The sequence below is a fragment of the Microbacterium resistens NBRC 103078 genome, from assembly GCF_001552355.1.
GTDB classification, from domain to species: Bacteria; Actinomycetota; Actinomycetes; order Actinomycetales; family Microbacteriaceae; genus Microbacterium; species Microbacterium resistens.
On sequence record NZ_BCRA01000191.1, the window covers coordinates 1 to 3,318 of the forward strand.

Annotated in this window: 6 protein-coding genes; 1 reads left to right on the forward strand and 5 read right to left on the reverse strand. The window is 72.5% G+C overall.

The genetic code is table 11. The features are described from left to right. Positions 1-951: hypothetical protein (locus tag MR1_RS20310; RefSeq protein WP_067250704.1), on the forward strand; the 951-nt coding region annotated here is incomplete at its 5' end. Here MR1_RS20310 and MR1_RS18750 read toward each other — a convergent pair. The 5 genes from MR1_RS18750 to MR1_RS18770 form a co-directional block, all read right to left on the reverse strand. Beyond that, positions 942-1,301: a hypothetical protein gene (locus MR1_RS18750; protein ID WP_067250707.1), complete on the reverse strand. Its 360-nt coding sequence runs from the start codon at positions 1,299-1,301 to the stop codon at positions 942-944. The genes MR1_RS20310 and MR1_RS18750 overlap by 10 nt on opposite strands. Beyond that, on the reverse strand, positions 1,298-1,918 hold the full coding sequence (locus MR1_RS18755) for an Asp23/Gls24 family envelope stress response protein (RefSeq protein WP_231819416.1): 621 nt from the start codon (positions 1,916-1,918) through the stop codon (positions 1,298-1,300). Before MR1_RS18755 ends, MR1_RS18750 begins: the two co-directional genes overlap by 4 nt. After that, entirely contained in the window at positions 1,909-2,475 is a 567-nt protein-coding gene (locus tag MR1_RS18760) for an RNA polymerase sigma factor (RefSeq protein ID WP_067250710.1), read from the reverse strand. The genes MR1_RS18755 and MR1_RS18760 overlap by 10 nt, the downstream gene beginning before the upstream one ends. A gap of 106 nt (positions 2,476-2,581) precedes the next feature. Continuing rightward, positions 2,582-2,848 (reverse strand): GlsB/YeaQ/YmgE family stress response membrane protein, encoded by a 267-nt coding sequence (locus tag MR1_RS18765; protein ID WP_067250713.1) that lies wholly within the window; start codon positions 2,846-2,848, stop codon positions 2,582-2,584. A gap of 50 nt (positions 2,849-2,898) precedes the next feature. Further along, on the reverse strand, positions 2,899-3,105 hold the full coding sequence (locus tag MR1_RS18770) for a CsbD family protein (protein ID WP_067250716.1): 207 nt from the start codon (positions 3,103-3,105) through the stop codon (positions 2,899-2,901). Positions 3,106-3,318 lie beyond the last annotated feature (213 nt).

Sequence of the window (3,318 nt, forward strand, 5' to 3'; positions counted from 1 at the left end):
CCCGTCGAGGACCGGGCCCCGCGCACCGGCCCTCTGGGCTGGGTCGCGCTGGGCGCCGCCGTCCTGTTCGCCGTCGTGCTGCTGGCCCTGCTCGCCGCCGGGGCGGTCGACGCCTTCTACGGCACGACGATGCTCGTGCTCCAGCTGCTGGTCCTCGGAGTCGTCATCGCCGGCCTCACCGTCCGACGCGGCCGGCTCCTCTCCGCGATCGGCCTCGCGGTCGTGCTCCTGTTCAACCTGGGGACCGTGGGCGGGCTGGGCGCCGTGAGCGCGGACGCGGGCGGCGGCTACGAGGGGCGCAAGACCGAGGAGCAGAAGCTCTGGGAGGCGTATCCGGGGATCAAGGACGTGGATCCCCGGGCGACTCTGGCCCAGCCGTCCCTGGAGGAGGTCCGCGCCCAGGCCGAACAGACGCTCACGAGGGTGCGCGAGCGCCTGTCCGCGGAGTTCGGGTTCACGTGGGTGCCGGTGGGCGATGAGACGCTGCGCCCGGAGCGCAACGGCTACGGCGGCGAGTCCATGCTCGTGCAGTACACCTCGGCGTCCTGGGCGACGACCGAGCCGGTCACCGGATACCCGACGAAGCTCGAGGTCATGCGCACGGTCGAGGACGAGCTGATCCGCAGCGGCTTCAGCTCGATGCTGGCCTTCAACGACCCCGCGTCCGGAGTGGATCCCGGCGTGATCCGCAAGATGTACGGGGGCGACACGCCTCAGGATCAGGTGCTCTGGGAGTGGTACGCGAGCACCTACCCCGAGCCGACGCTGTTCTACGCGGACATCACGGACCTCGCCAACGACGTCAGCGGCGACTACCGCGCCTCACGCGAGGCCACGAGCGCCCGCACCGGCGAGCCCCTCGAAGGGCTGAGCCTCACCGTCGTCGCCCGCGAGGTGCTCAGCGCCGACGACGTCGAAGCCTTCGAACAGGCGTTGAAGAACTACCCCTGATCCGCCGATCCGCGGGATGACGCGGCGACCGAGTGCGTGTCCACGTGGGCCACGGTCAGCACCACGCGCACGGGCCCGGCGACCTCGCGGACCGCGCGATGGGCGTCCCTCGTCGTGCGCTTCGCCGACGACGAGGCGACGCCGATCGACGCCTCCACGAGCGTGGCGCCGTCGGCGTCCGTCACCCGCACCCGCGGTGCGTCGGCCTCGCGGATGCCCATCGCGCGGGCGCCCAGGTCGACCGCGGTCGACAGCGCCCCACCGGGGCGGAGGACCTCCGCCACCCCCGGGACGCCCGCCAGCGCCCTCTCCACGCTCACCGCGAGCGCGGTCCTCTCCTCGTCGTTCACTCGTGGCCCTCCCCCGGCTCCCAGCGGACGTCGTGCACCGTCACGTCGATGTCGGCGATGACGAGATCGGTGTGCTCCTCCAGTCTGCGCGCGATCTCCGCGCGCAGAAGCCCCGCCGTCGTCGTGATCGGGTGGCCGTAGCGCACGCTCACGTCCACGGCGACCCGGATCGGCTCCCCCGGCCGGGTGACGTCGCCCTCCAGCCGGCACCGGCCGATCAAGGCCGCCGGCACCGCGCGCTCCGCGTCGCGGATCAGCCCGCGCACCGCCCCCTCCGTGATCGCGAGGTCGGCGTCCTCCTCCGCGTCGAGCGGGATCCGGCGGCCGGCGCGGATCTCGCGCCCGATGCCGCTCATGACCTGCTGGATCCAGTTCTCGTCGACGGGCGGCTCCTGCGCCGTGTCCGCCTCGAGCAGATCCGCGCCGAGCGTGTGCAGCCGCTCGAGGGCGTCGAGGGCAAGCCGGCATCCGGCCGAGCTCTCGATGGCGTCGTCACGGGGGGTGCGCCCCGACTCGATGTAGTCGACCAGCTCCTCGAACGTGTGCCCGTCGAGGTCGGCCGGGTCCAGGGCGATGCCTCGGCGTCCGGATCGGTCGTCGTCGATGGTCATCTCCATCCCTCCATCCGAACGATGATGTCCTTGCGCGCGCGGGCCAGGAGGCCCCGCACGGTCGAGACGGGAACGTCGAGCTCCTCGGCGATCTCGTCATAGGAGAACCCGCCGAGCTCGCGCAGCGTCCAGCAGCGCCGCTGCGCCTCCGGCAGCTGTGCGAGCGCCGCCGTCAGCGCGTCCAGCTCCGCACGGGTCTCGACGACACGGGCCGGGGAGTCGTGCGCCGGCGCGGGGGTCTCGATCCCGTCGATGTCGACGTGCGCGGGCGTCGCCCGCAGCCGGTCGATCGCCCGGCGGCTCACGATCCGCATCAGCCAGGACTTGACCGCCCCGGGATCGGTGAGCTCGTCCATGCGCTGCCACGCCGTGACGAACGCCTCCTGCACGATGTCGTCCACGTCCGCGGTGCTGCCCATCAGGCGCCTGGTGTACGCGCGCATGCGCGGCGCGAAGCGCCGCACGAGCACCGCGAAGGCCTCGGTGTCGCCGTCCGCCGCCCGGCCGGCGACCGTGCGGTCGTCGGCCTCGGACAGCGACAGGCGGTCATCGACCTCCGTCACTTCCTTCTCCCCCCGGCCGGAACCGGGGCGATGCGCCGTGCGCGCCGCCCCGGTCCCAGCGTGCACCCGCGTCCCCACGCGTGTGCACGCATATGTGCGATCCCCGTCATGCCTTGCTGCGGCGGCCCGTCAGCAGACCGTAGACGAGCAGCACGATCAGCGAGCCGCCGATCGCCAGCGCCCAGGTCGCCAGGCTGAAGAAGGACTGCAGGTCCACGTTGAAGATCAGCCCGCCCAGCCAGCCGCCGAGCATCGCTCCGACGACGCCGAGCAGCAGCGTGGCGAACCATCCGCCCGCCTGCTTGCCCGGAAGGATCAGCTTGGCGATCGCGCCGGCGATGAGGCCGAGCAGCAGGAAGCTGAAGAAGCCCATGATTCTCCTCTCTCGCGGGCGGGACGGCTGACGCCGCCCCGCCCGTCCCGTCACTTCTTGAAGGCGTCCTTGACGTTGCGGGCGGCGTCCTCGACGCCGTCCTTCACGTCCTGGCCGGCGTCCTTGAGGTGGCCTTCGGCCTGGTCGGCCTTGCCGCGGGCCTCGAGGTCCTCGTTGCCCGTGGCCTTGCCGATCAGCTCCTCGGCCTTGCCCTTCACCTTGTCCGCGGCCGCTTCGAGCCTGTCCTTCGCACTCATGGGTCTTTCTCCTCTCTTTCGTGCCCCGGCCGTCCGGCCGGGCGTCGTGTCCGCGCCGCAGGGGCGCGTCGTCGTCCCGCGCGTCACCGCACGCGGACGGTCGATCTCCATCGGTCGGTCCAGGACCGGTCCGCCAGGTGCAGCAGCACCGGCATCGGCCGGGACGCCAGGGCGTCCCACTCCTGCGCAGCGCGCTCCGCCGCGCCGACGACC

Excerpts from the sequence above, each read along its gene's own strand:
- MR1_RS18770 (WP_067250716.1), bottom strand. The coding sequence starts at position 3,105 with ATGAGTGCGAAGGACAGGCTCGAAGCGGCCGCGGACAAGGTGAAGGGC.
- MR1_RS18765 (WP_067250713.1), bottom strand. The coding sequence starts at position 2,848 with ATGGGCTTCTTCAGCTTCCTGCTGCTCGGCCTCATCGCCGGCGCGATC.
- MR1_RS18755 (WP_231819416.1), bottom strand. The coding sequence starts at position 1,918 with ATGGAGATGACCATCGACGACGACCGATCCGGACGCCGAGGCATCGCC.